Source organism: Actinokineospora sp. (assembly GCF_052390155.1).
Lineage (GTDB): Bacteria > Actinomycetota > Actinomycetes > Mycobacteriales > Pseudonocardiaceae > Actinokineospora.
This window is the reverse complement of sequence record NZ_JBQTHF010000038.1, coordinates 1-23,819: the sequence shown is the minus strand read 5'-3', so window position 1 is coordinate 23,819 and position 23,819 is coordinate 1. Positions and strand designations below refer to the sequence as shown.

Sequence of the window (23,819 nt, the reverse complement as noted above, 5' to 3'; positions counted from 1 at the left end):
CCACCCGGACGACCCTGCCCGGCCGTCGACGGGTGTGGGTGGTCAGGGGATCAAGAGGTTGAGGTCGCCGAATTCGTGCCAGAGGTAGCCTCCTTCCACTGCGGACCGGTAGCACCGGTCGAGGAGGTCGCGGCCTGCGATGGCGGCGAGCATGTCCAAGTGGGACGCACGAGGTTCGTGGAATCCCGTCAGCAGTCCGTCGACCGCGCGCACGCCGCGGTCCGGTGTGACGATCAGGTCCGTCCACCCTTCCGCCGTCGCCACGGTGCCATCGGCGGTGACCGCGCTTTCCAATGCCCGCACCGCGGTCGTCCCCACCGCGATCACCCGCCCGCCCGCCGCGCGGGTGTGGTTGACCAGGCGGGCGGTGGTCGCCGTGACCCGGAAGCGTTCGGGGTAGGGGCGTTCGTGGGCCTCCGGGGAAGCCACACCGGTGTGCAGGAGTACCGGGGCGAACTGAACGCCCGCCGACACCAGTGTGGTCACCAGTCGGTCGGTGAACGGGCGGGACGCGCTGGGCATCTCGGCGCTGCCCGGTTCGGTGCCGAACACGGTCTGGTAGTACCGAAGCGGCCACGCCCGCGGCACGTAGTCGTAGCGGATCGGGGAGCCGAAGGCGTGCAGGTAGCCGACTACCGACCCGAACGCGCCCGGTGTCACCGTGGCCTCCCACAGCCGGTCGCGGGAGAATCGGCGCAGCAGGGTCACCACTGCGCCGCCGATCGCCTCGTACCTCGCCCCGGGGTCCCCGAGCGGGTACGGCGCGGTCGACTTGCCCTCGGCCTGCCGCAACTCCACTAACCAGGTGCCCGTGGGCAACTCGGTCGACAGGTGCACGGTCAAGTCGGTGCCCGGTATCACGAGCGCGGCGGGCAGCGTCGCGGACGTGTTGACGACGAGCAGGTCACCCGGTCGCAGCACGGTCGGCAGATCGGCGAACCGACGGTGGCTGAGCGAGGCGCCCTCGCCGACCAGCAGTCGGACACCGTCACGCGACAACCCGCGTGCCTCCGGCGGCTCGTGCGCCTCCGACTCGGCAGGCAGTGTGAACTCCAGGGTGTTCATGTCTCCCTCCTTGTCGGCGGCCGGCGCCTCGCAGTGAAAGCCCGCCTCGTCAGGCGGCTGACCGTCTACTCTGGACACTCTGGTCGCTGTGCGGAGGTTCATGTCGTCACCCCTCGTGCCAGAGCATGACGTGGGTGCCCGCCGGGTCGAGGGCCTCGAACCCGTAGTGTCCGCGCGGATAGCGGGCAGGCGGCCGGATCACCTTGGCCGGGCCGAGTGCGGCGAAGACCCGGTCCACCTCGGTTCGGTCGCCCAACTGGAAGGCGAGCGGCGGGGCACGGTGCCTGCCCGGGGACACGAGTTCGACGTAGGCGCCTTCGCCTGCCCGCAGCACCACACCACGCTCGGATTCCGTCGACCATCCGTCCACTGCGGACAGTCCGAGGCGCGAGGTGTAGAACTCGTGGGCGGTGTCGAAGTCGTCGACCTCGATCGGGATCCACAGGGCGCGCGGGCTGGTCATACCAACTCCGGCAGCCGGACGCGGCCAGACTCCGGGCGGTTGGCCAAGAGCTTGAGCACGGCGGGGACCACGGTCTCGGGGAGCGGCCGGTCGGTGATGTCCTCACCTGGGTACGCGTCCTGGTGCATCTGGGTGCGCAGGTCACCAGGGTCCGCCCACCACACGCGCACGCCGGGTTCCTCCGCGGCCAGCACGCGGCTGAGCTGCTCCACCGCGGCCTTGGACGCGCCGTAGCCGCCCCAGCCCGGATAGCCCTCGACCGCGGCATCCGAGCTGATGTTCAGCAGCACGCCCGCGCGTTCCCGCAGGTCGGGCAGCACGAGCTGGGTGAGGCCGAGCAGGCCGACCACGTTCACCTCGAACACGTCCCGCAAGGCGTCGAGCGGATGGTCGGCGACCCGCGGTAGCGGGCTCGGGCCTAGTGCGCCCGCATTGTTCACCAGCAGGTCCGCGCCGCCCAGGGATGCGGCGGCGGCGTGCAGTTCGGCGCGGTGCTCGGGGTCGGTGATGTCGCCGGGCACGGCGATCACCTCGCCCGCGAGGGAACGCGCGGCGTCGGCGAGGGCACTCGCGCCGCGGGCGTCGAGTACCAGCCGCCAGCCCGCGGCCGAGAGGCCTGCTGCCAGGGCGAGGCCGAGGCCGCGGGAGGCGCCGGTGATGATGGCGACGGACATCGGGGTCCTTTCGTCGGTCGGGACTTACTTGATCGACGTTAGGCAGGTGGCTGGGTGGTTCCATCGGTCTCTGGACTGGACCTGCCTCGGTCTTTGGTCCTAGGACCGGAGGTTTTGTCGGTGGGCATGCGTACCGTTGTCGCTGTGACCAGGATCGAGAGAAACGAGCTGCGCGACGTCAGCGCCGCGGTGCTGGCTGTCGCCACGCACCTGTCGGTGCGAGACGTCCTGCAGACGATCCTGGTCTCGGCGCGCAGGCTGCTCGGCGCCCGGTACGCGGCGCTCGGTGTGCCCGACGCCGACGGCGGCTTCGCCGAGTTCCTCGCCGACGGCATCAGCGACGAGCAGTGGGCGGCCATCGGTCCGGTGCCCCGCCAGCACGGACTGCTCGGTCTGCTGCTGCGCGATCCGAATCCGGTGCGGCTGGCCGACATCCGGGCCCACCCCAGGTTCGAGTGGTGGCCCGCCGCGCACCCGGTGCTGACCGATTTCCTCGGCGTGCCGATCACCGACGGCGCCGACATCCTCGGCGAGATCTTCCTGGCCAACAAGGAGGAGCCGGGGGGATTCAGCGCGCAGGACGAGGAACTGCTCGGCCTGCTGGCCGCGCACGCGGCCATCGCGCTGGTCAACGCCCGGCTGCACGAGCGCAACCGGGAACTGTCCATTGTGGAGGAGCGCAACCGGATCGCCCGCGAGCTGCACGACTCCGTGACCCAGAAGCTGTTCAGTCTGCGGCTTACCGCCGAGGCGGCGTCGGCGCTGGTCGACCGCGACATCGACCGTGCCCGCGCCGAGCTCGACACCGTGCGCAGGCTGGCCGCCGAGGCCGCCGACGAACTGCGCGCGGTGGTCGTGGGGCTGCGGCCGCCCGACCTCGCCGGCGACGGCCTCGACGTGGCGCTGGGCAAGCAGGCCGACCTGCTGGACCGGGTGCACCGGCCGGATGTCCGCTTCTTCGGCGGTCAGGTGCCGCGGCTGAGCACCGCCCGGGAGGAGGCCGTGTACCGGATCAGTCAGGAGGCGCTGCACAACGCGCTGCGGCACGCCTCCGCCGGTCGGATCGAGATCGACCTGAGCCTGCGGGCCAACCTGGTGGTGCTGGAGGTCCGCGACGACGGCATCGGATTCGACCTCGCGGCGTCCGGGCACGCCGCGCGCAGGCTCGGCATGACCTCGATGCATGAGCGCGCGCGGTCCGCGGGCGGTCGGCTCGACGTCACCTCGCACAGCCCGGGCGGCACCATCGTGCGGCTGGAGGTGCCACTTGGTCACTGAGCAGATCAGGGTCCTGGTGGTCGACGACCATCCGGTGGTGCGCCAGGGATTGCGGACCTTCCTGGACCTGCAGGACGACATCACCGTGGTCGGCGAGGCGGCCGACGGCGCCTCGTGCGTGGTGGCGGCGGAGCGGCTGCGTCCCGACGTCGTGCTGCTCGATCTGCGTATGCCGGGGACGGATGGGGTGCACGCGTTGCACGGTCTGCGCGAGCGGGCGAACCCGGCGCGCGTCCTGGTGATCACCAGCTTCGCCGAGCCCTCGTCGATCGTGCCCGCGGTCCGTGCGGGTGCGGCCGGGTACGTGTTCAAGGACGTCGATCCCAAGGCCCTCGCGGCGGCGATCCGGTCGGTGCACGCGGGCCACGTGCTCCTGCATCCAGACGTGGCCCGGCTGCTGGCCGACGGCGACGCGCGGCCGAATGGGACGAAACTGACCGCCCGCGAGCTGGAGGTGCTCGGTGAGGTGGCGGCCGGGCGGTCCAACCGGGAAATCGCGCGGGGCATGGCGCTGTCGGAGAAGACGGTGAAGACCCATGTGAGCGCGATCCTGGGCAAGCTCGACCTGCACGACCGCACCCAGGCGGCGCTCTACGCGGTGCGGATGGGGTTGGTGTCCTTGGCCGGAAAGTGAACGACGCCGTAGCAGGCGACCGCGCAGGCGAGCAGCAGGGTGGCCAGGCCCGTGTAGGCGAACACGTCGGCGATCAGGGGTGCGGCCAGCGGTGACACCCCGGTGAACGACTCGGCGGCGACGACCGCGCCGAGGAGCAGGTAGCCGGCGGTCCCGAGTTGAACGACCCGCAGTCGCAGCAGGTCGGTCCACAGGGTGAAGCCGAGCAGCCAGGCGAGGCCGGGTAGCACCAGCACGGCGTGCATCAGGACGGCGTGGGCAGGCTTGAACGCGCCTGCGGTCGTGTATGCCAGGGCGGGGTCGCCCGACTGTGCGGCGGTGATTCCGCGCACGATCATCACCGCGCCGACGGCCAGTGCCGCCACCAACGCGACCAGACCGAACCGGACCGCGAGTCGCATGTCCGGTCGGGTCACCGCACCCGCACGCAGCGACCCGACGGCGAGGATCAGCGCGGACACCAGGATCAGGCCGCCGCCACCGGCCAGGGACGTGGAGATGATCCGGTTCACGCCGGGCTCGACGTTGAAGTGCGACGGCACCCCGCGCCACGCCTGCAGGGAGATCAGGGCAACCTCCAGCACGCACGCTCCGGTGAACACGCCGAGGGCGATCGCGCGGGCACGGTCGCCGAGTCGGATCCAGGTGCTCACCCACACGACCGTCACCAAGGTCAACCCGAACGACAGGCCGAAGGTGACGGGCTTGCGCCACGACACCGGCCCCTGCCACGGCCCGCCGTCGACCAGGAACACCCCGACATGGAGGAGACCCGAAAGGAGCAGCGCCGACCCGACCACATAGCCGACCCGCTCGACCCGCCTGCCCGTGCGCCAGACCTCGCGCAGGGACCGGCGCATCGCGCCCACCTGCCCGGCTGCCACCACGTCGTCACCTCCGACATCGAGTGTGGTCCTCGGCCACGGCATCCGGCGAGACCCGACGTCGCGGCGTAAGCACCCGGACGTCGGTCAGGGCAGTGATCCGACACTATGCACCGCATGTATAGACTCGACGAGTACCGGTCACGAAACGACCTTGGGGGTACCGGTGAACACACGCTTTCTCATCGCCGTCCTTGTCGCTGCCACGGCCCTCGCCGGGTGCTCGACGTCGGACTCCGGGCCGCCAACGCCCGAGTTGGCCGAGCGCGGCACCACCATGACCACGGCGAAGCTGACCCGCCAAGACCTGACCAACAAGGTCAGCCTCAACGGCAAGGTCACGCTGAACCCGGTGTTCGGCCTGGTCGCCCCGATCGACGGCCAAGTGCGCTACCTGGACGTCAAGGAGCAGAAAGGCACGCCGACCAGGCCCACCCGGGTCGGCGCGGTGTGGGCGGCGGGCAAACCGACGCAGGTCGACGTTCCGGCGGGCTCGGTCTTCGCCGGCCGCCTGGTGGACGACCGGGCGACGGTCACCACGGGCATGCCGATCGTGTCGGCCAAGTACGGCGGGTACGGCATCGTCGCCGATATCGACGGCGCGCAGGCGTACAAGCTCTCCGACGCCCTGACCTCGGTCCGCGCGCAGATCAAGAGCGGCCCGGGTCCGTTCGACTGCGCGGTGCTCGGCACGATCGCGGCCCTGCCCGCGGGCACGATCCCGGATCCGCCCGCCCCGGCGCCCGCGCCGCGGCCCGACCCGGCCGACCCCGCCGCGGGCGCCGCGCCGACGCCGCCGCCCGCGCCCGAGCAGGACAGCCGCACCCCGTCGGAGGCCACCGGCCTGCGGCTGGTGTGCACCGCGCCCGCCGACGTGAAGCTGATCAACGGCGCCGCCGCCACCCTGGAGGTGGTGACCGAGCAGGCCAAGCAGGTGCTCGTCGCCCCGGTCGAGGCGGTCGCGGGCAGGCAGGGCGCGGGCAAGGTCGACGTGCTCGGCCCGGACGGCACCCGGCAGACCAAGGACGTCGTGCTCGGCCTGACCGACGGCCGGGTGGTGCAGATCAAGTCCGGCCTGACCGGCGACGAGACCCTCGCCGTACCCGGCCCGAACCTGCCGCCCGGTCCGCCCGACCAGCAGCAGCAGCCCGGCATGCCCGGTATGACGGGGCCGTGACATGACGCCGCTGATCCAGTTGACCGGGGTCACCAAGACCCTCAAGGGACAGGGCGAGCCGCGCTCGATCCTGTCCGGCGTGGACCTCACTGTCCACAGTGGCGAGAGCGTCGCCATCCTGGGCCGGTCCGGCTCGGGCAAGAGCACGCTGCTGAGCCTGATCGGCCTGTTCGACCGGCCGGACGGTGGCGAGTACCTGCTCGGCGGCCAGGACATCACCCGGCTCTCCGAGCGCCGGGCCGCGCGGCTGCGCAGCGACGAGTTCGGCTTCGTCTTCCAGCGGTTCTTCCTGCTCAAGCACCTCACGGCCGCGCAGAACGTGGCCATGGCGCTGGTCAACGGCCAGGGCTGGCTGCCCCGCCGCAAGCGGCGCGCGAAGGTGCTGGCGGCGCTCGACGAGGTCGGCATCGCGCACCTGGCCAAGCAGAAGCCACCGCGGTTGTCGGGCGGCGAACAGCAGCGAGTGGCTATCGCGCGGGCGCTGGTGCGTGAGCCGAAGGTGCTGCTCGCCGACGAGCCGACAGGCGCGCTCGACACCGAGACCGGCGCGCTGGTGATCGACGTGCTGCACTCGGCCACCGACCGCGGCTGCGGGCTCGTCCTGGTCACCCACGACCACGCGCACGCCACCCGAATGGGCCGCGTCGTCCGGCTCACCGACGGCGCCCTCGTGCCCGAACCCCGCGGGGTGCTCGCATGAGGCGCCTCTCGGGCCGGTTCCGGTCGGCGCTCGTCATCGGCGGACAGGGGATCCGCGCGCGTAAGCTGCGCACGTTCCTGTCGATGATCAGCCTGTTCCTCGGCGTGCTGGCCGTGGTCACCGTGCAGGCGGGCGCCGAGATCGCCAACCGCGCGCTGCTCTCGGACATCGAACTGAACCGCGGCAAGGACGGCTCCATCCAGGTCAGCCTGCCGCCGCACGAGCAGACCGTCCCGGTGACCATGGACACCCTGCGCGAGCACCCGGAGGTCGTGGCCGCCACCAACACCTCCGCGATCATCGGCGAGCCCGGGGTGGTCCCGATCAACGCGGGCGGCGTGCCCTTCGACTACGCGGGGCAGGGCGGCGGTCCCGGCGGCTACTACTGCGACTCCCGCGGCTGTTACCCGGTGCGCGCCGAGGAGAACCAGCCGCCGGGGCAGGCCGTCGAGCTGCAACTGGTTGGTCTCACCGGCGACATCCGCCCGTTCCGCCCCTTCCACGCCGAGGCGGGCCGCTGGCTGGACTTCGGCGGCGACCCGTCGCTGTCGCCCGGGCTGGTGCTCAACCGCGAGGCCGCCAAGGGGCTCGCGCGGTACCGGGTGCCCGCCGAGATGCGCATCGACGGCGCGACAGCCAACTCGACCCCGCGGATCGTCGGCGTGGTGCACGACGGCTCGCCGCAGCCGACCGCGTACGTGCGGGCCGACGAACTGCTGAACTGGCTGCCCGCCACCGGGTTCGCGGGCGCCCGCGGCATCGGCATGCAGCTCTACCTGTCGTCGTCGGCGACCGACGTCGAGCAGACCCTCAACGCGCGCCTCGCCGCGCAGGGTGTGCCGATGGAGCAGAGCTACCGGTCCGTTGTGGACTCCAAGGAGCAGATCGGCGCCCAGCTCACCCTGATGCGCTGGATCTTCCTCGGCATGGCGGCACTGGTGCTGCTCATCGGCGTGGCGGGCATCCTCAACGTCGGCCTGGCCACGGTCGGGGAGCGCATCGAGGAGTTCGCGCTGCGCCGGGCGGTGGGCACGCCGCGATTACTGCTCGGGGGCATCGTGCTGGCCGAGACGCTGATCATCGGCCTGCTCACGGCGGCGGCGGCGGTCGGCGTGGGGGTGGTTGGCCTGGAGTTCGCCGGACAGCTCTTCGGCGACCGCGAACCCATGCTGCGCGACGTCCAGTTCCCGTGGCAGGCAGGCGTTGCCGGGGTGATCGCGGGCTTGGTCGCCGGTGTACTCGGCGGCCTGCTCCCGGCGATCCGCGCCGCCCGCATCCCGATCGCGACGGTGATGCGCGCCTAGCGGGGCATCCACTCGGTGTTCGCGCCGCAGATCACCAGGCAGGCGAGTCCGCCGGGTACTCGTCCGGCGAGCCACGCCGCGAACGGCACGGCAGCGGCGGGCTCCACCGCGAGGCGGAACTCCTCCCACAGCCGGTCCCGCGCGGCGAGCAGTTCCGCGTCGCTGACCAGCACGGATCGGGCGTGTCGGACGACCGCGAACGGCAGGTCGCCAACGCGGGTGGCGCCCAGCGCGGACGCGGCCACCGAGTCGACGGCGGCGTCGACCGGCGCGCCCGCGGCGAGCGCGTCGTGCATCGCCTGGCAGTTCTCGGGTTCCACCAAGACCGTCGGCCTGCCACCGCCACCCAGGACGGTGCCCGCGGCGAGCCCACCACCACCTACCGCCACGACAAGCGTGTCCACGTCCGGCGCGTCGGCGACAGCCTCGGCGGCGCAGGTCCCCTGCCCGGCGATGACCAGCGGGTGGTCGTAGGCGGGCAGGTAGAGCGAGCCGGACTCCGCGGCCTCGGCGAGTGCGGCGGCCGACGCCTCGGCGTAGGCCGCGCCGTGGCGGACCAGTTTCGCGCCCGCCGCCTCGATCCGGCGGGCCTTGGCCTCGGGAACGCTCTCCGGCACGAACACGGTCGCGGGCAGGTCGAGCAGCCGCGCCGCCGCGGCCACCGCGAGGCCGTGGTTGCCGCCCGACGCCGTGACGACATGGGCGGGCCGGTCGCCGCCGAGCAGCGCGTTGAGCGCCCCGCGCAGCTTGAACGAGCCGGTGAGCTGCAGGTGTTCAAGCTTGAGCACCACCGCGCGACCGTCCACTTCGGCCCGCAGCACGGGTGTGCGGCGAGCGTAGGGGGCGATCCGCCGGGCGGCGGCGGCGACGTCGGTGTGGTCCACAGGCCCTCATGCTAACCGCGGCGTCGGTAGAAGATCGCGCGGTGCACACTGCACCCGTGACCAACGCACCCTGGCCGCCCGGCGCCGCCACCGGGATCGGCTCGCTGCCCGGCGACGACCCCTTCGAGGCTGCCACGGTGGTGCTCGGCGAGCTGCCCGACCTGCCGTTCCTACCGGAACTCCCCGCCCGCGGCCTGGGCGCCGACGTAATCGGCCGCACCACCTCACTGCTGGTCGACCTGGCCATCGAACTGGTGCCGTCGGGCTACCGCGTCACCGCCCGGCCGGGCGTGGACCACCGACGCGGCGTCGACCTGATCCGCCGCGACCTCGACGCCATCGAGGAGGCCGTCGAACGAGCGGGCACGCCCCCGCTCGCGCTGAAGCTGCAGATGGCCGGTCCGTGGACGCTCGCTGCGGGCGTCGAACTCCCGCGCGGACATCGGGTGCTGTCCGACAAGGGCGCGCTGCGCGAGTTCACCGAGTCGCTGGCCGAGGGACTCTCGCGGCACGTCGCCGAGGTGCGCAGGCGCACGGGGGCGCCGGTCGTCGTGCAGCTCGACGAGCCGAGTCTGCCCACGGTCCTCGCGGGCGCGCTGTCCACACCGTCCGGCTACGGCACGGTGCCCGCGGTCCACGAACCGGAGGCGCGCGACGTCATGGCCGTGGTCGTCGATGCGGCCCGCGCGGCCACGGGTCAGCCCGTGATCGTGCACTGCTGCGCCAACCGCCCGCCGGTCGCCCTGCTGCGCTCGGCAGGCGCCGAGGCCCTCTCCCTCGACGCCACCCTGCTCGGCGGGCTCCCCGCGGCGCTGGCCGACGAGATCGGCGAGGCGTGGGACGCGGGCACGGTGCTGTTCCTCGGCGTGGTGCCCGGCACCGATCCGGCGCGCCCGCTGACCCTGCGCCAGGCGACCGGCCCGGCGCTGCGCCTGGTCGACCACCTCGGCTTTCCCCGGTCGATCCTCGCCGAGCGGGCCGTCGCGACGCCCGCCTGCGGCCTCGCGGGCGCGTCGACGGGCTGGGCGCGCCGGGCGATGGCGCTGGTCCGCGACGTGGGCAAGGCGTTCGTGGAGCCGCCAGAGTCCTGGTGAGACGGTTCTGTCGGACCCGAGGCGTACGGTGGCCCCGATCACGTTCGGAGGTATGTCATGACGTCGAAAGTCCTGCTTGCGATAGGAACGCGCAAGGGTCTGTTCCTGGCCACCAACTCCGGTGCCGACTGGGAGGTCACGGGCCCGCACCACCCGATGACCGATGTCTACGCGGTCGCCATCGACACGCGCCGGGACACCCCGCGGCTGCTCGCCGCCGTCACCTCGGAGCACTGGGGCCCGAGCGTCGCGGTCAGTGACGACCTCGGCGCGACCTGGCGCGAACCGGACCGGCCCGCGCTCGCGTTCCCCGAGGACACCGGTGCCGCGCTCGCCCGCGTCTGGCAGCTCGCGCCTGGGCCTGCGGGCGAGCCGGATGTGGTCTACGCCGGGGTCGAGCCGTCCGCGCTGTTCCGCTCGACCGACCGCGGCAGCACATTCGAGCTGGTCCGCGGCCTGTGGGAGCACCCGCACCGCGAACGGTGGACGCCCGGGTTCGGCGGGATGGCGGTGCACTCGGTCATCCCGCACCCGCGCGACGCGGGCCGGGTCACGGTGGCCATGTCCACCGGCGGCGTCTACGTCAGCGCTGACGGCGGCGAGTCCTTCGCGGCCCGCAACGAGGGCATCAAGGCGTACTTCCTGCCCGACCCCTATCCCGAGTTCGGCCAGTGCGTGCACAAGATCGCCCAGCACCCCGACCGGCCCGACCGGTTCTTCGCCCAGAACCACCACGGCGTCTACCGCAGCGACGACGGCGCCCACACCTGGAAGTCCATCGCGGACGGGCTGCCCAGCGACTTCGGGTTCCCGATGGTCGTGCACCCGCACCGCCCGGACACCGTCTACGTGTTCCCGTTGACCGCCGACGCCATGCGCTTCCCACCGGACGGCCGCTGTCGCGTCTACCGAAGTGACGACGCGGGTGCCACCTGGACCGCGCTCGCCGCGGGCCTGCCCGACGACGGCTTCTGGACCGCGGTCATGCGCGACGCGATGTGCGTGGACGACGCCGATCCCGCGGGGGTCTACTTCGGCTCGCGCTCCGGCGAGGTCTACGCCAGCCGCGACGAGGGGGCGCACTGGACACAGGTCGCCGCGCACTTGCCGGACGTGCTGTCCGTGCGAGCCGCGGTGATCTGATGACCATCACCGTGCGACTGCCGGGCGTCTTGCGCGCGAACGCGGACGGGCAGGCCGAGGTCGAGGTGGACGTCGACGCTCCGACGACCCTGTCGGCGGTGCTCGACGCGCTCACCGCGCGCTACCCGGCCCTGGAACGCCGTCTGCGCGACGAAAGCCGCGTACTGCGCCGGTACGTGAACTTCTACGTCGACGGCGAAGAGTGCCGCTATCTCGGCGGCGCGGACACCCCGGTCGCGGCGGGCGGCGAGATCCAGGTGATCCCGTCGGTGGCAGGCGGGTAGCGGTGGTGCGCCAGGATGGCGCCATGAGCTGGTTCCGGCGACCGCCGCGCCCCACTGTCGAACAGCCCGACCCGGACGCCCTGGCCGAGCGGTTCTGGGCGGACTGGCACGTCGCGTTGCCCGAGGTCGCCGCCGCCCTCGGCGACGGCGAGCCGCAGCGGGTCGAGAATCTGCTGTGCGACCTCGTCGCCGCTGTCCACCCCGACCTGCATTTCGCCCTCGAACGCGGCACCCGGTCCATCTACGCGCTGGTCATCTCCGGCCAGGAAGACCCGGCGCTGCGGCCGTACACCGACGCCTGGAAGGCCGCCGCGCCCGCGGACACCGCCATCTGGGAGTTCCACGACTCGGTGCCCGCCGTGCCCGATCCGACGGAGGTCACCGTCACTCTGGGAGAGCACCGGGTCGCGCTGGCCGATGTCCGGGTCTTCGCCCAGGTGGACGCGGAGGCGGGCGTCATCGACGTCGCGGTGCACCACCCGGTGCTGGCCGAGTTGGCGCCCGCCGCCCGGTCGGCCATGACGTTCCTCCCCCTCGACGCCACGCTGGGGGAGCGCCTCGCGGGTGAGCGCCTGCGCCGCGTGGAGACCGCGGCGATCGACCCCGAGGGCAGCATCGGCCTCTTGGAGCTGCGCGAACTTGTCCACAGGCTGGCGGGCTGACCTCCGCGAATGTCGGTCCCCCTCGATACCCTGCACTTCGTGAGCAGTGTTGACGACGATTTCCCGCCGCAACGCCCCGGCACCTCCGCCGAGGGCGTCGAGGACGTGCCCGCCGAGGTGCGCGAGCGACATGCGGTGCTGGCCGAGGAGTTGCTCGGCCACCAGTTCCGCTACTACGTGCTCGACGCGCCGACCGTCGCCGATGGCGAGTTCGACACGCTGCTGCGCGAGCTGCAGGCGATCGAGGAGCAGCACCCGTCCCTGATCACCCCGGAGTCGCCCACGCAGCGCGTCGGCGGCACGTTCTCCACCGAGTTCGCCGCGGTCGACCACCTGGAGCGGATGCTCAGCCTCGACAACTCCTTCGATCTCGACGAGCTGGGCGCCTGGGTCGACCGCGTGGCGAAGGAGGTCGGGTCCGCCGCGCACTACCTGTGCGAACTCAAGATCGACGGCCTGGCCATCAACCTGCTCTACCGCGACGGAAAGCTCACCCGCGCGCTGACCAGGGGCGACGGCCGCACCGGTGAGGACGTCACGCTCAACGTCCGCACCATGCGCGACGTCCCCGACCGCCTCACCGGCACCGACGAGTTCCCCGTGCCCGTGCTCGTCGAGGTCCGCGGCGAGGTGTTCTTCAAGGTCGAGGACTTCCTCGACCTCAACGCGCGCCTGGTCGAGGCGGGCAAGCCCCCGTTCGCCAACCCGCGCAACACGGCCGCGGGCTCCCTGCGGCAGAAGGACCCGAAGGTCACCGCGGGCCGCGGCCTGCGGATGATCTGCCACGGCCTCGGCAAACGCGACGGCTTCGAGCCGATAGCTCTGTCGGAGGCGTACCGCGCGCTGGCCGCGTGGGGCCTGCCGGTCTCCCGGCACACGAAGCTGCTCGACTCGGCCGACCAACTCGCCGCGCACATCAAGTACTGGGGCGAGCACCGCCACGACGCCGACCACGAGATCGACGGCGTCGTCGTCAAGCTCGACGAGGTCGCCCTGCAGCGCAGGCTCGGCACCACCTCGCGCGCCCCGCGCTGGGCGATCGCCTACAAGTACCCGCCAGAGGAGGCGACCACCACGCTGCTGGACATCCAGGTCAACGTCGGGCGCACCGGTCGGGTGACGCCGTTCGCGGTGATGGCGCCGGTCAAGGTGGCCGGGTCCACGGTGGCCATGGCGACGCTGCACAACGCAGGCGAGGTCAAGCGCAAGGGCGTGCTCATCGGCGACCGCGTGGTCATCCGCAAGGCGGGCGACGTGATCCCGGAGGTGCTCGGCCCGGTCATCGAGGCACGCCCGGCCGACGCGCGCGAGTTCGAGATGCCCACCGACTGCCCGGCGTGCGGCACCCCCCTGCGCTACGAGAAGGAGGGCGACGCCGACATCCGGTGCCCCAACTCCCGCTCGTGCCCCGCGCAACTGCGCGAGCGCCTGTTCCACCTCGCGGGCCGCGGTGCCTTCGACATCGAGGCGTTCGGCTACGAGACCGCCGCCGCGCTGCTGTCCTCCGGCGTCATCGCCGACGAAGGCGACGTGTTCGCCCTCGACGAGGACGTGCTGTCGGCGGTGGAACTGTTCCGCACCAAGGCGGGGGAGCTCTCCGCGAACGGCCGCAAGCTCGTCGCGAACCTGACCGTCGCCAAGGACCGTCCACTGTGGAAAGTCCTGGTCGGCCTCTCCGTCCGGCACGTCGGCCCCACCGCGGCGCAAGCACTGGCCCGCGAGTTCGGCTCGATCGACGCCATCGCCACCGCGAGCGAACAAGACCTGGCCGACGCCGAGGGAGTCGGTCCCACCATCGCCACCTCGGTCCGCGAATGGTTCGAGGTCGACTGGCACCGCGAGGTCGTGGCGAAGTGGCGCGCCGCGGGCGTGCGCATGGCCGAGGAGCGCGACGATTCCACTCCCCGCACGCTGGAGGGCCTGTCGATCGTCGTCACCGGCAGCCTCGACACGTACTCCCGCGACGAGGCCAAGGAGTCCATCATCGCCCGCGGTGGCAAGGCATCCGGCTCGGTGTCCAAGAAAACGGCCTTCGTCGTCGTCGGTGACGCCCCAGGCACCAAGTACGACAAGGCCGTCCAACTCAAGGTCCCAGTCCTGGACGAGCCCGGCTTCCGCGTCCTGCTGGACCAGGGCCCCGAAGCCGCCACTGCCGTAGCCACCATCGGCGACCCCAACGCCGCCGCCGATCCCGACCCGGCTACCGCCGCCGACCCCGATTCCGCCACCGCCGATCCCGACCCGGCCACCACGGCCGCCGATCCCGACCCGGCCGCCGCCGATCCCGATTCCGCCACCGCCGCCGATCCCGACGGCACGGGTGCTCCTACCGCTCATCCCGCCGATGACTAGGCCAGTGCCGTCGCGACCCCACTCGCAGACCTCGGAGGCCAAGCGGAACGGTCCGCGGGTCGGAACTGCCGATGTCTCCGCTCGCGCGGCCAGGGCGGACGAGTTTGACGAGATCGGCTCGCTGACCGTCGACGCATACCGGGCCGACGGCTACATCACCGGTTCCACCTCGACCGGCTACGCCCGAGACCTCGCCGATGCCGCGAGCCGGATGGCCGCCGCCGAGCTGTTGGTCGCCGTCGATGCGGCTGACTCGATCCTGGGCACGGTGACCGTCGCCCTCCCCGGCTCGCGGTTCGCGGAAGTCTCGCGGCCGGGTGAGCTGGAGTTTCGGATGCTCGCGGTAGCCCCGACCGCGCGCGGACAAGGCGTCGGCGAAGTGCTGGTCCGTGCGGTCTTCGCCCGCGCCCGCGATCACGGCCTGACCCGCGTGGCCATGTGCAGTTCGGAGGACATGGCGCCCGCCCACCGCCTCTACCGCCGCCTCGGCTTCACCCGCCTGCCCGCCCGCGACTGGCGACCCGTCCCCGAGATGCTCCTCATCGCCTTCACCGCGGAGGTGCCCGACGACGGAAACCGTTGATCTTGTCCCGATCGCCCGGACCACCGCCGCAGCACCCGCGACTTCACCCAATGAGGTGAATCTCGGAGTTGATCCCAGGCCGTGCGGTGCCTCGCCTGCGCGGGGCGCCGGGGCTCGCGGCGCCCAACCACCCGAGCGGGTGCCATAGCCGGCGATGGGTTAACGGTCAACCGGCCGACCGGCCCGCCTCGATCCCGACGGCCGAACCCGCGTGCCCAAGCACGGCCGGACCCGCGTGATCAAGCACGGCCGGACCCGCGTGATCAAGCACGGCCGAGCCGGTCAGTCCGGCAGGACGACCGCCACGATCCCGGCCAGGTGCGCGAGCCGCGCGACTTCGGCGGCGCGGAACATCGGGCCGCCCGGCCTGCCGACCAGCAGGACCCGGTCCGGCTTGCCCAGCGGCGTCGCGGCGAGTTCGGTGCCGAGTTCGCGCCAGGTGGCGGGCACCCACGACTCCTCGCCATCGAGGACGGTGGCGCGGGCCAGGGGCATCCACGGCAGGTCGAGGGTCTGGATCGTCGGCGCGGCGGTGCTCGCGGCGAGGCGGTGGGCGCCCTCGGCGTCGAAGCCCACCACCAGCGCCCACCCGGCGCGGATGATCTTCGGGACGCCCTCGGTAAAGATTTCCAGGCCGTCGTTGGGCTCGGCGGCGACCTCCTCGACCAGCTCCAGCTCACGGTGGGTGTCGAGCACCCCAGCGTAGGGGCGCACCGCGTCCACCTCGACGCCCGCGACCGACTCGGCCGCGGTGATGAGCACATCGGGCAGTCTGCCGTTGGGCAGCTCGACCACCAGGTCGTCGATGGCGACGCCGCCGACGCGTTCGACCACGTCCACGCTCAGTATGTCGGCCCCGATGGCACCCAGGGCGGTCGCGACCGCCCCCAGGGTTCCTGGGCTGTCCGGGAGCTGCACCCGGATCAGGAAGGACAAGGCGAACGCCTCCCACTACGTACTCGGTGCGCGGACCATTGTCGTCCGCGCCCTACGCCGACCGCTGATTGTCGCAGACCAGGTGTCCCGCGCGTCCGACCGGACCGAATCGCGGGACGGGCACCGGGTCCGCACCCGCGTGGCCGCACCGAACAACCCGTTCGGGGCTTGGCGGAGTGCGCGAAATAGACTCTGGGGGTCCCATCGCTGCCACCCCCGGGGGTTCGTCGAGTGCCAAGCATCTCCCGAGCCGAGGTCGCCCACCTCGCTCGACTGGCCAGGCTGGCCGTCACCGAAGCCGAACTGGACCTGTTCGCGGGCCAGCTCGACCAGATCGTGCAGGCGGTGGCGAAGGTCGGCGAGGTCGCCGACCAGGACATTCCGCCCACGTCGCACGCGGTGCCGCTGACCAATGTGTTCCGTCGCGACCTCGTCCGGCCCGGGCTCACCCAGCGGCAGGCACTCGACGGCGCACCCGCGGCCGAGGACGGCCGCTTCCGCGTACCGCGGATTCTCGGGGAGGAAGCATGACCGAGCTGATCCGCCTGACCGCCGCCGAGTTGGCGGCGAAGATCCAGGCCAAAGAGGTGTCCGCGGTCGAGGTCGCCCAGGCGCACCTGGACCGCATCGAGGCGGTCGATCCCGCCGTGCACGCTTTTCTCCATGTCGACGGCGACCGCGCGCTGCAGGCCGCGAAGGCGGTCGACGAGGACGTGGCCGCGGGTCGGGCGCCCGCCTCACCGCTGGCCGGGGTTCCCTTGGCGCTCAAGGATGTGCTCACCATGCGGGGCGCGCCGACCACGTGCGGCTCGAAGATCCTCGCCGGCTGGCACCCGCCCTACGACGCGACCGTGACGCTGCGGTTGCTCGAAGCGGGTGTGGTGATCCTCGGCAAGACCAATATGGACGAGTTCGCGATGGGCTCCTCCACCGAGAACTCCGCCTACGGCCCGTCGCGCAACCCGTGGGACCTCGACCGCATTCCCGGTGGTTCCGGCGGCGGCTCGTCGGCGGCGCTGGCCGCGTTCGAGGCGCCGCTGGCGATCGGCACCGACACCGGCGGCTCGATCCGCCAGCCGGGCTCGGTCACCGGCACGGTCGGCGTGAAACCCACCTATGGCACGGTTTCCCGCTACGGCCTGGTGGCGTTCTCGTCCTCGCTCGATCAGGCCGGGCCGTGCGCGCGCACGGTGCTCGACGCGGCGCTGCTGCACGAGGTGATCGGCGGCTACGACCCGCTCGACTCCACCTCGATCGACGCCGCCCTGCCACCGGTTGTCGCCGCCGTGCGCGAAGGCGCGACGGGCGACCTGCGCGGGGTCCGCGTCGGCGTGGTCACGCAGTTCTCCGGCGACGGCTACCAGTCGGGTGTGCTGCGCGCGTTCGAGGCCGCGGTCGCGCAGTTGTGCGACCTGGGCGCGGAGATCGTCGAGGTCTCCTGTCCGAGCTTCGACCTGGCGCTGCCCGCGTACTACCTGATCGCGCCGAGCGAGTGCTCGTCGAACCTCGCCCGGTTCGACGCCATGCGTTACGGCCTGCGCGTGGGCGACGACGGCACGCACAGCGCCGAGGAGGTCATGTCGATGACCCGCGAGGCCGGGTTCGGCGCGGAGGTCAAGCGGCGCATCATGCTCGGCACCTACGCGCTGTCCGCGGGCTACTACGACGCCTACTACGGCTCGGCGCAGAAGGTCCGCACGCTCATCACCCGCGACTTCGACGCCGCGTTCGAGCGGGTCGACGTGCTGGTCTCGCCGACCACGCCGACCACGGCGTTCCGCATCGGCGAGCGGGCGAACGACCCGATGGCCATGTACAAAGCCGATCTGTGCACCATCCCGTCGAACCTGGCGGGCAACGCCGCCCTCAGTGTCCCGTGTGGACTGTCCGAAGACGACGGTCTGCCGGTCGGCCTGCAGATCATGTCCCCGGCGCTGCGGGACCACCGCGGCTACCGCGTGGCCGCCGCGTACGAGGCAGCCCGCGACGCCGCGCAGGGCGGCCCGCTGATCAGTCGCGTTCCCGAACTGGAGGTGGCCCACTGATGGTCGGTACGAGGAAGTTCAAGGGCGCGTTCGGGATCGTCAGCTCGGTCACCGCCGCGTCCAGCGCGGCGAACAGTCTGCGCAATGCCCGCGAGGACAAGGACAAGCTGGCGCTGGCGCACGCGATCGGCAGCATCGTCGTGGCCATCACCGGTGTGCTGATCGCCGTCCGCGCGTTCAGGAGGGGCAAGTGACCACTGTGGAGCTGATGGACTACGACGAGGTGCTGGCCCGGTTCGATCCGGTGCTGGGCCTGGAAGTCCACGTCGAACTGTCCACGAACACCAAGATGTTCTGCGGCTGTCCCACGGGATTCGGCGCCGAGCCGAACACCCAGGTCTGCCCGACCTGCCTGGGGCTGCCAGGTTCCCTGCCGGTGCTCAACGGGACCGGTGTGGAGTCGGCGATCCGCATCGGCTTGGCGCTGCACTGCGAGATCGCGCGGTGGTGTCGGTTCGCCCGGAAGAACTACTTCTACCCGGACATGCCGAAGAACTTCCAGACCTCGCAGTACGACGAGCCGATCGCCTTCAACGGCTACCTCGACGTGACGCTGGACGACGGCGAGATCGTGCGGGTGGAGATCGAGCGCGCGCACATGGAGGAGGACACCGGCAAGTCGCTGCACGTCGGCGGTGCCACCGGCCGCATCCACGGCGCCGAGCACTCGCTGCTCGACTACAACCGCGCGGGCGTGCCGCTGATCGAGATCGTCACCAAGACGATCACCGGTACCGGCGCCCGCGCGCCGGAGGTGGCCCGCGCGTACGTGACGGCGCTGCGCGACCTGCTCCGCGCGCTCGACGTGTCCGACGTGCGGATGGACCAGGGTTCCCTGCGCTGTGACGCGAACGTGTCGCTGATGGCCAAGGACGCCACCGAGTTCGGCACCCGCACCGAGACCAAGAACGTCAACTCCCTGCGCAGCGTCGAGCGCGCGGTGCGGCACGAGATGACCCGGCAGGCCGCGATCCTCGCCGACGGCGGCTCGATCCTGCAGGAGACCAGGCACTTCGAGGAGGCGGGCGGCACGACGCGCGCCGGGCGCCGCAAGGAGACCTCGGAGGACTACCGGTACTTTCCCGAGCCCGACCTGGCGCCGATCGCCCCGTCGCGCGAGTGGGTCGAGGAACTGCGGCTGACCCTGCCGGAGCTGCCCGCGGCGCGCCGCAAGCGCATCCAGACCGAGTGGCGGCTCTCCGACCTGGAGATGCGCGATCTGGTCAACGCGGGCGCGATCGATCTCGTCGCGGCCACCGCCGACGCCGGTGCCCCACCGGACGAGGCGCGGTCGTGGTGGGTGTCGTATCTGAGCCAGCAGGCCAACAACCGCGCCGTCGACCTGGGCGAACTGCCCATCACGCCCGCGCAGGTCGCCAAGGTGATCGCGCTGGTCGCCGCCGGGACGCTGACCAACAAGCTGGCCCGCGAGGTGGTCGACGGCGTGCTGGCGGGCGAGGGCGAGCCGGAGCAGGTCATCGAGAGCCGCGGCCTCAAAGTCGTCTCGGACGACTCGGCGCTCTACGCCGCGGTGGACGAGGCACTGGTCGCCCAGCCCGACGTAGCCGCCAAAATCCGCGACGGAAAACTCGCGGCGGCGGGCGCCATCGTCGGCGCGGTCATGAAGGCGACGAAGGGCCAGGCCGACGCCAAACGGGTCCGGGAACTGGTTCTCGACCGCTGCCAAGCCTGACAGCCGCCTGCTCTGCCGGTGTCGCCACGACACCGGCAGAGCTGGTGGGACGGGTCAGTCGGTGCCGCCGCCTCCGCCGCCACCTTGGACGACGATCACCACGGCGCGGTCGTCGCTCGACACCGGGGTGCCGCCGCGTTTGTTGACGGTTCCGCCGATCGCGAACTGCTCGGTCACCAGATCGAGACCGTCGACGCGGCCGAAGCCTTCTTTCTCGGCCATCACGATCTGTGGCTTCCCACTGAATGTGCCGTCCGGTGCCTGCGGGAGGTTCTGCAGGTGGCCCGCGGTCGACATGGCGACCCACACCGCCTGTGCGGGGGACGCGCAGCCCGAGACGCCCGGCTTGTCCGCCCATGACCAGGCGGGGGTGCCGAGGGGCTTGCCCGGCTCGACCCGGTACAGCACGTCGGCGGCAGGCGTGCGGTCGGTGACCCAGGTGCGGGAGCCGTCGAGTGAACTGCACAGGCCGCCGGGGGCTTGCAGGCCGCTGGTGATGATCAGCGAGTCGGGGGTGGGGTTGCCTTCGGCGGGTTTGCCCGCCGAGTTGAGCCGCAACAACTTCCCCGCGCTGGAGTTGGGGTCGAGCGGGGCCGTGGCGCTGCCCGCGTTGCCGGTGGCCAGCAGCAGCGCACCGCGGTGGTCGACGGCGAGGGCGCCGCGGTTGCCGCTCGGTCCGCGTGGGATGCCGATGAGCACCGGCTTCGGCGTGTCGTTCGGGGCGATGCGGACCAGGCGGTTGTCGGTGGGGGTGGTGATGTAGGCGAAGACGAGTTGGTCCTCGGCGTAGCTGGGGGAGAGCGCGAGCCCGGTGAGGCCGCCGTCGGTGGACGCGTCGACCGGGATGGTGGCGACCAGCGCGGGCTCGGTGTCCTTGCGTACGAGCAGGATGCGCCCGGTGGTGCGCTCGCCGACCAGCGCGGTGGGGTTCCGGCCGTCGCCGGGGAGGGCGGCTACCGCTACGAGGGTGTCCATGCAGGTGCCGAGCACCGCGGGGTGGAAGTCCTTGCAGCCGTTCGGCGGCGGGATCTCCGACATCGGCGGCTGCTCGCCCGCCTGCTCTCCACCACCACCGCCGCCGCCCTGACCAACGTCCGGCGCGGGCGCGGTCTGCGGCGTCAGCGGCGCGCGCGGCTGCCAGCTCGGCGGGGGCGGCTGCGCGGTGAACGTCGCACAACCCGACAGCAGGACACCGGCCGCGCAAGCGGCCGCCAGCACACGGGCCTGGCGCGGTGAACCTGACATGGTGCCCAAGGCTAAGCGCGCGGCCGTGAATCTCCGGTGAGCACCGCCCGCTCGACTGCCGCCACCCGCGCCATCAGCGCCGCCAGCTCGTCCGCGATCACCTGCGGCGCCTCCAGCGGCACGAAGTGGCTGGTCGGCACCACGCGGACACGGGCATGCGGCAACACCGCCGCCGGACCGGTGGCCCGCCGCGGGTCGGCGACCACGTCGTAGCGGGCGGCGAGCACGGTTACCGGGCAGGTGATCCCGGCCAGGTCGCGCTCGGGCACATCGGCCAGGGCCAGCGCCAGCGTGACGTACCAGCGCCAGTCGTGGCGCAGGAAGCGGCGCAGCGCGGCCGCGACGTCGCCGGGGTCGGCGCCGGGCAGCATGAACCCGCTGTGCTGCATCATCGACGCGGTGACCCGGTTGACCGGGAGCCGGTGCAGCACCGCGTCGACCAGCGGTCCGGCCGCCCGGATCGTCCGCGCGCCCGCCAGCGTGACGGCCCGGCGCAGCGCCGCGGGGATGTGCAGCACGCCGAGCAGGCCGCCGAACAGGTCGCCCGGCACGCCCGCCGCCAGGAGCAGTCCGCTCACCCGGTCGGGATGGCGCAGCGCCAGCTCGGTGGCCACCATCACCCCCATCGACCAGCCCATCACCACGCACCGCCGCACACCCGCGGCGTCCAGCACGGCGAGGGCGTCGGCGACGTGGTCGTCGAGGGTGATCCGCGACTCGTCGGCGGGCCGGTCCGAGCCCATGGTGCCGCGGTGATACCAGCTCAGCACCCGTACGCCCGAGGTCGGCAGCACCAGCATCGGCCACGCCTCGGGGATGGTGCCGAGGCCGGGGCAGAGCAGGACGACCGGGCAGGCGGACTCGGTGTGCCAGCCGCGGAGCCGGGTGCCGTCGGCGGCGACGAAGTCGTGTTCACGCATCGGCGCCATTGTCGCCTACGCCGAACGTCGGCTTACTGTGTCCCTCGTGACGGTCACAGTTCTGGTTCCCGACGAGTACGGCGTCGAGGCGCTCGCCGAGGTCGACGGCACCCACGCCGTCGAATACGCCAAGCTGGACGATCTGCCCACGAGTACCTCCGCCAAGGCCGAGGTGCTCGTGCCGAACTTCCTCGCCGACGACTCGATGGTCGCGGCGATCGAGCGGCTGCCCGAGCTGCGGCTGGTGCAGTTGCTCACGACCGGCGCCGAGGCGTGGGTCGGCAAGTTGCCGCCGCGGGTGCTGCTGTCGACCTGCCGGGGCGCCCACGGCGGCAGCACGGCCGAGTGGGTCATCGGCACGCTGCTCGCGATCTACCGCGAACTGCCCGGTTTCGAGGACGCCAGACGCGCCGCCCAGTGGACCACGCACGTCACGGAAACCTTGCAGGACAAGCGAATCCTCGTACTCGGCGCGGGCGACCTCGGGCAGCAGCTCCGCCGCAGGCTCGACGCGTTCGACGCGCACACCACGCTCGTGGGCAGCCGCGCGCGCGACGGCGTGCACGGTGTGGCCGAGCTGCCCGAGCTGATTCCCTGGCACGACGCGGTGGTGCTGATGGTGCCGCTGACCCAGGCCACCACCGGCCTGGTCGACGCCGAGTTCCTGTCCAGGATGCGGGACGGCGCGATCCTGGTGAACGCCGCCCGCGGCCCGGTGGTGCACACCGACGCGCTGCTCGCCGAGCTGCGCGCGGGCAGGCTCCGCGCCGCCCTCGACGTCACCGATCCCGAGCCGCTGCCCGCGAGCCATCCACTGTGGACCGCTCCTGGCCTGCTGCTCACCCCGCATGTCGCGGGGAGCTGCACGGGCCACCGCAACCGCGCCTACCGCGTGGTGGCCGCCGAGATCGCCCGGTTCGTCGCCGGGCAGGAGCCGATGAACCTGGTGCGCGGGGACTACTAGCGCCGGTCTGTCCGGCGGGCACGTGTCCGATCGCCTAGTCTGCGCGGCGTGAGTACCGAAGACGACCGCCCCAAGTCAACCGGCGGATACGCAGACAGCGGATATTTCACGCCATCAGAGCCGAGGTCTACCGATTCGGGTTACAACCCACCCGGTCAGGGCTACGACCAGTCGCCGTACTCGGATGGCCCGACCACCGTCCTGCCGACACCGGACGTCGAGGACGACGGCAGACACCGCGCCGAGACCGTCGAGCGCGAACCCCTCGCCTGGCACGTGGGGGCCGACCTCGGCCTGCTCGTGCTGCGGGTCACGCTGGGCGCGCTGTTCCTCGCGCACGGCCTGCAGAAGGTCTTCGGGCTCATGCAGGGCCCGGGGATCGACGGCTTCGCGCAGGTGCTCGGCAGCCTCGGCTACGAGCAGACCACCCTGCTGTCCTGGGTCACCGGCATCACCGAGCTGGCAGGCGGCGCGCTGCTGATCCTGGGCCTGTTCACCCCGGCGGCGGCCGCGGCCGTGCTCGGCGTGATGGCCAACGTCATCTGGGTCAAGGTGGACACCGCCGCGTTCGCGGGCGCGGTGGAGCTGGAGACCAGCTACGCGGCGGCCGCGTTCGCGCTGCTGTTCACCGGCGCGGGCCGGATCTCCCTGGACCGCAACACACCGTGGTTGCGCCGGGCGCCCGCGTTCGGCTTCGTGTTCCTGCTGCTGGCCGCGGGCCTGTCCGTGGTCACGCTGGTTGTGCTTCGCTAGCAGCGGTAACGTCGAGGGGGGGGGGGCGGGTGGAGGCAACCGCACCCCGAAAGCAGTAAGAGGGGGCCGAGGTCGGCCGGGC

The 23,819-nt window shown here is 72.1% G+C and carries 25 protein-coding genes; 17 read left to right on the top strand and 8 right to left on the bottom strand.

Annotated elements, in window-relative coordinates:
• Positions 1-42 precede the first annotated feature (42 nt).
• The 3 genes from ACT4N7_RS14625 to ACT4N7_RS14615 all read right to left on the bottom strand — a co-directional run bounded on the left by ACT4N7_RS14625 (position 43) and on the right by ACT4N7_RS14615 (position 2,202).
• Positions 43-1,065, bottom strand: a complete 1,023-nt coding sequence (locus tag ACT4N7_RS14625) for an S-adenosylmethionine:tRNA ribosyltransferase-isomerase (protein WP_444829255.1) — start codon at positions 1,063-1,065, stop codon at positions 43-45.
• Positions 1,066-1,171: 106 nt separating this feature from the next.
• The gene (locus ACT4N7_RS14620; protein WP_444829254.1) at positions 1,172-1,528 is read right to left on the bottom strand and encodes a VOC family protein; all 357 of its coding nucleotides are present in this window, start codon (positions 1,526-1,528) and stop codon (positions 1,172-1,174) included.
• Positions 1,525-2,202, bottom strand: a complete 678-nt coding sequence (locus tag ACT4N7_RS14615) for an SDR family NAD(P)-dependent oxidoreductase (protein WP_444829253.1) — start codon at positions 2,200-2,202, stop codon at positions 1,525-1,527. Before ACT4N7_RS14615 ends, ACT4N7_RS14620 begins: the two co-directional genes overlap by 4 nt.
• 144 nt (positions 2,203-2,346) lie before the next feature.
• On the opposite strand from ACT4N7_RS14615, the gene ACT4N7_RS14610 reads away from it, so the two are divergent.
• Entirely contained in the window at positions 2,347-3,480 is a 1,134-nt protein-coding gene (locus ACT4N7_RS14610) for a GAF domain-containing sensor histidine kinase (protein WP_444829252.1), read from the top strand.
• On the top strand, positions 3,470-4,114 hold the full coding sequence (locus ACT4N7_RS14605) for a response regulator (protein WP_444829251.1): 645 nt from the start codon (positions 3,470-3,472) through the stop codon (positions 4,112-4,114). Before ACT4N7_RS14610 ends, ACT4N7_RS14605 begins: the two co-directional genes overlap by 11 nt.
• Here ACT4N7_RS14605 and ACT4N7_RS14600 read toward each other — a convergent pair.
• The gene (locus tag ACT4N7_RS14600; RefSeq protein ID WP_444829250.1) at positions 4,072-5,001 is read right to left on the bottom strand and encodes a hypothetical protein; all 930 of its coding nucleotides are present in this window, start codon (positions 4,999-5,001) and stop codon (positions 4,072-4,074) included. The two genes, ACT4N7_RS14605 and ACT4N7_RS14600, sit on opposite strands and share 43 nt — an antisense overlap.
• Before the next feature lie 163 nt (positions 5,002-5,164).
• On the opposite strand from ACT4N7_RS14600, the gene ACT4N7_RS14595 reads away from it, so the two are divergent.
• The 3 genes from ACT4N7_RS14595 to ACT4N7_RS14585 are packed head-to-tail and all read left to right on the top strand — an operon-like array spanning position 5,165 to position 8,179.
• On the top strand, positions 5,165-6,175 hold the full coding sequence (locus tag ACT4N7_RS14595; protein ID WP_444829249.1) for an efflux RND transporter periplasmic adaptor subunit: 1,011 nt from the start codon (positions 5,165-5,167) through the stop codon (positions 6,173-6,175).
• A 1-nt stretch (position 6,176) separates the two neighbouring features.
• Complete coding sequence (locus tag ACT4N7_RS14590; protein ID WP_444829248.1) at positions 6,177-6,875, top strand: ABC transporter ATP-binding protein; 699 nt, start codon at positions 6,177-6,179, stop codon at positions 6,873-6,875.
• The gene (locus tag ACT4N7_RS14585; protein WP_444829247.1) at positions 6,872-8,179 is read left to right on the top strand and encodes an ABC transporter permease; all 1,308 of its coding nucleotides are present in this window, start codon (positions 6,872-6,874) and stop codon (positions 8,177-8,179) included. Before ACT4N7_RS14590 ends, ACT4N7_RS14585 begins: the two co-directional genes overlap by 4 nt.
• On the opposite strand, the gene ACT4N7_RS14580 is transcribed toward ACT4N7_RS14585, so the two are convergent.
• Positions 8,176-9,063, bottom strand: coding sequence for a serine/threonine dehydratase (locus ACT4N7_RS14580; RefSeq protein WP_444829246.1), 888 nt, complete (start codon positions 9,061-9,063; stop codon positions 8,176-8,178). The genes ACT4N7_RS14585 and ACT4N7_RS14580 overlap by 4 nt on opposite strands.
• A gap of 56 nt (positions 9,064-9,119) precedes the next feature.
• Here ACT4N7_RS14580 and ACT4N7_RS14575 point away from each other — a divergent pair, with 56 nt between their 5' ends.
• The 6 genes from ACT4N7_RS14575 (at position 9,120) to ACT4N7_RS14550 (ending at position 15,181) form a co-directional block, all read left to right on the top strand.
• Positions 9,120-10,157, top strand: a complete 1,038-nt coding sequence (locus ACT4N7_RS14575; protein WP_444829245.1) for a methionine synthase — start codon at positions 9,120-9,122, stop codon at positions 10,155-10,157.
• Positions 10,158-10,214: 57 nt separating this feature from the next.
• A complete protein-coding gene (locus ACT4N7_RS14570; RefSeq protein ID WP_444829244.1) occupies positions 10,215-11,300 on the top strand; it encodes a WD40/YVTN/BNR-like repeat-containing protein in 1,086 nt (361 codons plus the stop codon).
• Positions 11,300-11,584: a ubiquitin-like small modifier protein 1 gene (locus ACT4N7_RS14565; protein ID WP_444829243.1), complete on the top strand. Its 285-nt coding sequence runs from the start codon at positions 11,300-11,302 to the stop codon at positions 11,582-11,584. The genes ACT4N7_RS14570 and ACT4N7_RS14565 overlap by 1 nt, the downstream gene beginning before the upstream one ends.
• Positions 11,585-11,607: 23 nt before the next feature.
• On the top strand, positions 11,608-12,246 hold the full coding sequence (locus ACT4N7_RS14560) for a hypothetical protein (protein WP_444829242.1): 639 nt from the start codon (positions 11,608-11,610) through the stop codon (positions 12,244-12,246).
• 39 nt (positions 12,247-12,285) lie between these two features.
• Positions 12,286-14,598: an NAD-dependent DNA ligase LigA gene (gene ligA / locus ACT4N7_RS14555; protein ID WP_444829241.1), complete on the top strand. Its 2,313-nt coding sequence runs from the start codon at positions 12,286-12,288 to the stop codon at positions 14,596-14,598.
• 112 nt (positions 14,599-14,710) lie between these two features.
• The gene (locus ACT4N7_RS14550; protein WP_444829303.1) at positions 14,711-15,181 is read left to right on the top strand and encodes a GNAT family N-acetyltransferase; all 471 of its coding nucleotides are present in this window, start codon (positions 14,711-14,713) and stop codon (positions 15,179-15,181) included.
• Between the two features lie 282 nt (positions 15,182-15,463).
• Here ACT4N7_RS14550 and ACT4N7_RS14545 read toward each other — a convergent pair whose 3' ends face one another.
• Positions 15,464-16,117, bottom strand: coding sequence for an amino acid-binding protein (locus tag ACT4N7_RS14545; RefSeq protein ID WP_444829240.1), 654 nt, complete (start codon positions 16,115-16,117; stop codon positions 15,464-15,466).
• A gap of 231 nt (positions 16,118-16,348) precedes the next feature.
• Between ACT4N7_RS14545 and gatC the strand changes: the two genes are divergently transcribed.
• Genes gatC through gatB form a run of 4 tightly spaced genes read left to right on the top strand, consistent with a single transcriptional unit; the run spans position 16,349 to position 19,855 of the window.
• The gene (gene gatC, locus ACT4N7_RS14540; protein ID WP_444829239.1) at positions 16,349-16,648 is read left to right on the top strand and encodes an Asp-tRNA(Asn)/Glu-tRNA(Gln) amidotransferase subunit GatC; all 300 of its coding nucleotides are present in this window, start codon (positions 16,349-16,351) and stop codon (positions 16,646-16,648) included.
• Entirely contained in the window at positions 16,645-18,162 is a 1,518-nt protein-coding gene (gene gatA / locus ACT4N7_RS14535; protein WP_444829238.1) for an Asp-tRNA(Asn)/Glu-tRNA(Gln) amidotransferase subunit GatA, read from the top strand. The genes gatC and gatA overlap by 4 nt, the downstream gene beginning before the upstream one ends.
• On the top strand, positions 18,162-18,356 hold the full coding sequence (locus ACT4N7_RS14530; protein WP_444829237.1) for a hypothetical protein: 195 nt from the start codon (positions 18,162-18,164) through the stop codon (positions 18,354-18,356). The genes gatA and ACT4N7_RS14530 overlap by 1 nt, the downstream gene beginning before the upstream one ends.
• Entirely contained in the window at positions 18,353-19,855 is a 1,503-nt protein-coding gene (gene gatB, locus ACT4N7_RS14525) for an Asp-tRNA(Asn)/Glu-tRNA(Gln) amidotransferase subunit GatB (protein ID WP_444829236.1), read from the top strand. The genes ACT4N7_RS14530 and gatB overlap by 4 nt, the downstream gene beginning before the upstream one ends.
• Before the next feature lie 54 nt (positions 19,856-19,909).
• Here the strand turns inward: gatB and ACT4N7_RS14520 are convergent, their stop codons facing one another.
• Together ACT4N7_RS14520 and ACT4N7_RS14515 are read right to left on the bottom strand one after the other, a co-directional pair.
• On the bottom strand, positions 19,910-21,100 hold the full coding sequence (locus ACT4N7_RS14520) for a PQQ-dependent sugar dehydrogenase (RefSeq protein ID WP_444829235.1): 1,191 nt from the start codon (positions 21,098-21,100) through the stop codon (positions 19,910-19,912).
• An 11-nt stretch (positions 21,101-21,111) separates the two neighbouring features.
• Positions 21,112-22,020: an alpha/beta fold hydrolase gene (locus tag ACT4N7_RS14515; protein ID WP_444829234.1), complete on the bottom strand. Its 909-nt coding sequence runs from the start codon at positions 22,018-22,020 to the stop codon at positions 21,112-21,114.
• Positions 22,021-22,057: 37 nt separating this feature from the next.
• On the opposite strand from ACT4N7_RS14515, the gene ACT4N7_RS14510 reads away from it, so the two are divergent.
• On the top strand, positions 22,058-22,984 hold the full coding sequence (locus ACT4N7_RS14510) for a 2-hydroxyacid dehydrogenase (protein WP_444829233.1): 927 nt from the start codon (positions 22,058-22,060) through the stop codon (positions 22,982-22,984).
• A 48-nt stretch (positions 22,985-23,032) separates the two neighbouring features.
• Positions 23,033-23,737, top strand: a complete 705-nt coding sequence (locus ACT4N7_RS14505) for a DoxX family protein (RefSeq protein ID WP_444829232.1) — start codon at positions 23,033-23,035, stop codon at positions 23,735-23,737.
• The last annotated feature ends 82 nt before the right edge of the window (positions 23,738-23,819 follow it).